Genomic DNA, 5,626 nt, shown 5'->3' on the forward strand with positions numbered 1-5,626 from the left:
GAGTTTTGATAGACCAGCGGTACATACCAAAGTAAAAGTGAAGAATCCGAATCGTTGGACTGCTGGAACCAGAAACTGGGATAAAAGCGGAAGCGTAAAGCTAAATCCGGAAAATAAAAAGAAACAGCTTAACAGCTCAGGCGACAACTTCCTTGAAAAACGCCCAAGTAAATGCTTACGACTTGCCTTATAACTCGCGTCGAGGGCAACTTTCTCTGCTGAATTAAGGTTTAGTTACTCCATAAGGCATAGGCTGCTCTCCTTCATGCTAAAAATCAACATAAGTGCAACAAAACATAGTATTGAAAAATCATTGCATCACCGAAGAGCGTTCAAACAAACTACATATTCATTAAATAAAAAATGACAAGTACACACAGAGCGTTTTTTGAGCTGTTAAACAAGTTTGAGTGTAAATTGAGCATTCAATTAGGGATCTACTAGGTGTAAACAGTGTGTTACTTGACTAAACGTAACATTCCATGTGAGTATAATACGTTCGTAGTACTGACTATTGATGTCTGTGCTACATTCCTGAAACAAAATTGTGAAAGTTTTATACGCCCCTTGCCCGAATATTTTCCTTATCGGCGAGGATTCAAATAAGAAATTTGGTTGGGAACTATGTCCAAAATGAGCAAGAGAACTCTTATTGCTTCTACTGTTATGGGTGCATTCGCACTAACAGGTAGCGCAGTCTCTGCAGATACGCTTGAAGATCTTCATAAAGAAGAAGCGAAAATCCACGCGGCTGCAGCGAAATCTCAAGAAAAAATCAATACGTTGTTTGAACAGTCTCAAGAACTACTTGTTGAGTATCGTCAAACAGTAGATGAGACAGAAAACCTTAAAATCTACAACGATTACATCGCAAGCCTAGTTGCAGACCAGCAACGCGGTATCGATTCATTACAACGTCAGATCGACAGCATCGAACAAACTAAGCAGGGCATCGTTCCTCTTATGTTCCGCATGATCGACAGCCTAGAGCAGTTCATCAAGCTAGACCGTCCAATTCACTTAGACGAGCGTCTACAGCGTGTTGAGCGTCTTCGCGACCTTATGGCTAACTCTAACGTAACTGTTTCAGAACAGTTCCGTCAGGTACTAGAAGCTTACCTAGTAGAAGTTGAATACGGTACTAAGATCAACTCTTACCAAGGTACTATCGACGACGCAGGCACAGAAGTTACTGTTGACTTCTTTAACCTAGGTCGTACGGCGCTAGTTGCACTTTCTCTAGACCAAACTCACGCATGGGTATGGAACAACGAAAGCCGCGCATGGGAAAAACTGGGTGACGAGTATCTGTCTTCAGTTGTTGACGCAGTTAAAATGGCTAACAACGTCATTCCTGCGGATCTGATTAAACTACCAATTAGCGCAGCGGAGTAATTGTTAATGAAACCAGTATTCAAATCTCTTTTAGCCGCTGCGACAGTTGCAGTTGCAGCAACCGGAGCGCAGGCTCAGGAAGCAAAGAGCCTGAAAGACCTTCTAGACCAGGTTCAACAGAACCGCGTTTCTGAAGCTCGCCTAGATAAGCAACGCGAAGCTGAGTTCCAATCAGCACGTGCTGACAAGCAAGCACTTCTTCGCAAAGCACAAGCAGATCTTAAAGCTGAACAAGCTCGTGGTGACCGTCTACAGAAGCAATTCTCAGACAACGAAGTTACATTAAACGAGAAAGCTGCTGAGCTAGACCAAGCTACAGGTACACTTGGTGAAATGTTTGGTGTGGTACGTCAAGCATCTTCTGAAGCTTACGGCCGTATCTCTACATCAATCGTAAGTGCACAATTCCCTGGCCGTGGTCAGTTCCTTGCTGAAATGTCAGAAGACTCTAAAGGTCTTCCAAACATTAAAGAACTTGAAGACCTATGGTTTGCTCTTCAGAAAGAAATGACTGAAGGCGGTGAAGTAGTTAAGTTCACTACAGAAGTTGTTAACCTTGACGGCGGTTCTTCACAGCAAGAAGTTGTTCGTGTTGGTACTTTCAACCTTGTTGGTGAAGCTGGTTACCTAGCGTATGACGCTGAAGCTGAAGTTGTTCAGCCTCTTGGTCGTCAACCAGATGGTCACTTTGTAGCTTCTGCTGACGAACTAATCGGCGCTACTTCTGGTATTGTTCCTTTCTTTGCTGACCCTTCTCAAGGTGCAATCCTTGGTCTATTGAAGCAAAAAGCGACAATGTCTGAGCGTTATCATGCTGGTGGTCCAGTTGGTTACACAATCACAATTATGCTTGCGATTGGCCTACTAATTGGTATCTACAAAATGATCACACTAACGATCACTGGTGGAAAAATGCGTTCACAGCTTAAGAACGTAAACAATCCTTCAGAAGGTAACCCACTAGGTCGTATCCTTAAAGTTTACCAAGAGAACAAGACTGCTGATGCAGAAAACCTTGAGCTTAAACTTGATGAAGCGATTCTTCGCGAGCTTCCAAAAATTGAAAGCGGCATCAACGTTATCAAGATCTTCGCAGCGATTGCTCCTCTACTAGGTCTACTAGGTACAGTACTAGGTATGATCGAGACATTCCAAACCATCACACTATTCGGTACAGGTGACCCACGTATGATGGCAGGAAGTATCTCTATGGCTCTTGTAACTACTGCTCAAGGTATTATCGCGGCTCTGCCTCTAATCCTTACTCACAGCATCGTAGCTTCTCGTAGCAAGTCAATCATCCACATTCTTGATGAGCAAACTGCGGGTATCGTAGCTGCTCACTCAGAGTCGGAGAAAGCGTAATATGAATTACCTGATTGGATTATTCGAATCGGTCAGGGACTTTATCGCTACCGGCGGTGACGTACTATACTTCGTTGCTGCCGCGCTCTTTCTCATGTGGGTTTTAATGATTGAGCGTTACTGGTATTTAACCTCGGTCTTCCCAAAGGTGAAGAAAAACATCATCGCGAATTGGGATGCCCGAGCAGATACCACATCATGGTATGCGCATAGAATCCGTGACGCGTGGATTTCTCAAGCGTCAGACGACCTTAACGCTAGAATGCTGATTATCAGAACCATTATTGCAATGTGTCCACTAATCGGTCTACTTGGAACAGTAACCGGTATGATCAGTGTTTTCGAGACAATGGCAACACAGGGCACCAGCAACGCTCGTCTAATGGCAGCTGGTATCTCTATGGCAACGATCCCGACAATGGCGGGAATGGTAGCCGCGCTATCTGGACTGTTCATCAGTTCACGTCTTGAAGCGAAAGTGAAGCTGGCAAGAGAAGGGCTAGTTGATAGCCTGCCACATCATTAGAGAGAGAGATTATGGCTCGAAAAGTCAGAACCGAGGAAGAAGATGCACAGATCGACATGACGCCCATGTTGGATATCGTGTTTATCATGCTGATCTTCTTTATCGTTACCACTGTTTTCGTTAAAGAAGCAGGGATCGAAGTCAACAAGCCAGATGCGAGCCAGGCGATTCTTCACAAAAATGCAAACATTTTCATCGCCGTAACTGAAGACGGAAATGTATGGCTAGATAAGCGTGAAGTTGCGCCGGACAGCGTAAGAGCGAATATTGAAAGACTGCTTACCGAGCAGCCTACTGACTACGTAATCATACAAGCTGACGTAAAAGCGAAGCATGGTTTAGTAGTTGAGATTATGGATCAGGTTAAAGCCGCTGGCGTTAACCGAGTCTCGGTAGCGGCAAGGGGATAAGATGTTACGTATAATTGTATCTATACTTTTAGGTGCTGGTGTTGCATTTGCCCTTTTCGTTCTAATGGCCAAGTTGATTGAAAATTCATCTAGACCAGCAGACGAAGTACCGCCTGCACCGGTTATCGATATTGTAATGCAGGAACCAGACGACCAGACGCAAACGCGTACTCGTGTTCCACCACCACCGCCACCTCCGCCTCCACAGCCTCCTAAAATGGAGCAAGTAGAGCCGGAAACAGCGGAACCTGATGCAGATGGCTTTAGCTTAGCTATTCCAGCTATCGACACAGGTGGTGTTGGTGTAAACATCGGTGGTGTTGGTGCAATGCAGCGTGATGGTGAAGCAACACCTATCGTTCGTATCGACCCGAAATATCCACCTGATGCAGCCCGCGACGGCCGTGAAGGTTGGGTAAGACTGTCTTTCACTATCAACGAAGTTGGTGGTGTTGAAGATATCGAAGTTATCGAAGCTGAACCTAAGCGCGTATTCGACCGTGAAGCACGTCGTGCTCTACGTAAGTGGAAATACAAGCCTAAGATCGTTGATGGCAAGCCAGTTAAACAACCTGGCATGTTCGTACAGCTAGACTTTAAACTGGAGCAATGATCATGATGAAACGTACATTCAAAATGTCAGCCGTTGCTTTAGTGCTAGGCGCAGGTGCGGTGCTTTCAGCACCCGCTGCCCTAGCGCAGTCAGCACCTGTTGTTTGTCCTGGATATGAGAAAGGAAAAACAACGCTTGTAGGTGAGCGTACCGGTAAAAAAGTTCAGAAAGCTTTTGAATTCTACAATGAAGACCAAGTTAATGAAGCACTAAACGTACTTTACGAAATCGACGCATCTGACGATTTCGATAGAGCTTACGTAAAGCGTTTTATTGGTAACTTACTTGCTGCGCAAGAAGGTCAAGGTGGTAAAGCTTTAGGGTATTTGGTTGAATCAGTTGAACCAAAAGCTCTAAACGACCTTGAACACTCTCAAACACTTAAATTACTAGGTGATTTGAGCATGCAGGAAGAGAAGTACACTGATGCCATTAAATGGTATAACAAGTGGATGGACTTCACGTGTAAAGAAGACGCAGACGTATATACGCGTTTGGCACAGGCTTACTTTGAATCTAAGCAACTAGCGAAGATGGTTGAGCCAGCAGACAAAGCGATTGCTTTGTATGAAGAGCCAAACAAAAACCCGTATGTATTAAAGCTAACTTCTTACTACGAGCGTAAGATGTACCCTGAAACGGTTGCTGTGGCGGAAGATCTTGTTAGAACTTTCCCTCAGGAAAAAACTTGGTGGTCACGTCTTGGCTTTTTCTACATCTTAGTTGAAGACTATAAGAAAGGTCTTTCAACGCTAGAACTTGCTTATATGCAGGGCTATCTAGAGAAAGAGTCAGAAATCAAAACGCTTGCTCAGCTTTATCAAAGTAACGGCATGCCTTACAAGGCTGCGAAGTTACTTGAGAAGCACATGAAAGAAGGCTTGTTGAAGAATGATGCCGATATGCTTGCTAATATTGCTAACGCGTATCACCAGGCGAAGAACTTCAAAACTGCAGCAAATCTGTACGCACAGGCGGCCGCAAAGAGTTCAGACCCTGAGCATTATCGTAAGCAAGGTACACTTTTACTTGTAGCGGAAGACTACAAAGGCGCTATTAAAGCACTAGAGAATGCTCTAGAGCGTGGTGCTGAAGACCCTGAGAAGATTCACTTCACGTTAATGGAAGCGAACTTCTACGCAGGTAACTTCAAGTCTGCGTACAAGCACGTACAAGAAGCTAAGAAAGATCGCTCTCTACGCCGCAACGCTGCAGCGTGGGAACCTTATATCAAGGAAAAAGCGAAGAACCGCGGTATTAGTATCTAATATGTGGTTTTAGCAAAAAAGCCTCCCTTTGGGAGGCTTTTTTTTGCCC

Annotated in this window: 7 protein-coding genes; all 7 read left to right on the plus strand. The window is 44.6% G+C overall.

What is annotated here, in order from left to right:
- On the plus strand, positions 1–193 hold a 193-nt coding region (locus KUL49_RS20945; protein WP_207308470.1), incomplete at its 5' end, for a hypothetical protein.
- A 440-nt stretch (positions 194–633) separates the two neighbouring features.
- Positions 634–1,395 (plus strand): DUF3450 domain-containing protein, encoded by a 762-nt coding sequence (locus KUL49_RS20540; RefSeq protein WP_014948702.1) that lies wholly within the window; start codon positions 634–636, stop codon positions 1,393–1,395.
- Positions 1,396–1,401: 6 nt separating this feature from the next.
- A complete protein-coding gene (locus tag KUL49_RS20545; protein WP_014948703.1) occupies positions 1,402–2,760 on the plus strand; it encodes a MotA/TolQ/ExbB proton channel family protein in 1,359 nt (452 codons plus the stop codon).
- 1 nt (position 2,761) lies between these two features.
- Positions 2,762–3,286 carry a MotA/TolQ/ExbB proton channel family protein gene (locus KUL49_RS20550; protein ID WP_012517736.1) on the plus strand — a complete coding sequence of 175 codons (525 nt, stop codon included), beginning with the start codon at positions 2,762–2,764 and terminating at the stop codon, positions 3,284–3,286.
- 11 nt (positions 3,287–3,297) lie between these two features.
- Positions 3,298–3,696 (plus strand): biopolymer transporter ExbD, encoded by a 399-nt coding sequence (locus KUL49_RS20555; RefSeq protein ID WP_012517737.1) that lies wholly within the window; start codon positions 3,298–3,300, stop codon positions 3,694–3,696.
- A gap of 1 nt (position 3,697) precedes the next feature.
- On the plus strand, positions 3,698–4,309 hold the full coding sequence (locus KUL49_RS20560) for an energy transducer TonB (RefSeq protein ID WP_014948704.1): 612 nt from the start codon (positions 3,698–3,700) through the stop codon (positions 4,307–4,309).
- Between the two features lie 2 nt (positions 4,310–4,311).
- Positions 4,312–5,577 carry a tetratricopeptide repeat protein gene (locus KUL49_RS20565; protein WP_131138445.1) on the plus strand — a complete coding sequence of 422 codons (1,266 nt, stop codon included), beginning with the start codon at positions 4,312–4,314 and terminating at the stop codon, positions 5,575–5,577.
- The last annotated feature ends 49 nt before the right edge of the window (positions 5,578–5,626 follow it).

It is taken from the genome of Alteromonas sp. KUL17, from assembly GCF_006538305.1.
Lineage (GTDB): Bacteria > Pseudomonadota > Gammaproteobacteria > Enterobacterales > Alteromonadaceae > Alteromonas > Alteromonas macleodii.

Coding starts and splice junctions, on each gene's coding strand:
- KUL49_RS20540 (WP_014948702.1), top strand. CDS start 634: ATGAGCAAGAGAACTCTTATTGCTTCTACTGTTATGGGTGCATTCGCA.
- KUL49_RS20545 (WP_014948703.1), top strand. CDS start 1,402: ATGAAACCAGTATTCAAATCTCTTTTAGCCGCTGCGACAGTTGCAGTT.
- KUL49_RS20550 (WP_012517736.1), top strand. CDS start 2,762: ATGAATTACCTGATTGGATTATTCGAATCGGTCAGGGACTTTATCGCT.
- KUL49_RS20555 (WP_012517737.1), top strand. CDS start 3,298: ATGGCTCGAAAAGTCAGAACCGAGGAAGAAGATGCACAGATCGACATG.
- KUL49_RS20560 (WP_014948704.1), top strand. CDS start 3,698: ATGTTACGTATAATTGTATCTATACTTTTAGGTGCTGGTGTTGCATTT.
- KUL49_RS20565 (WP_131138445.1), top strand. CDS start 4,312: ATGATGAAACGTACATTCAAAATGTCAGCCGTTGCTTTAGTGCTAGGC.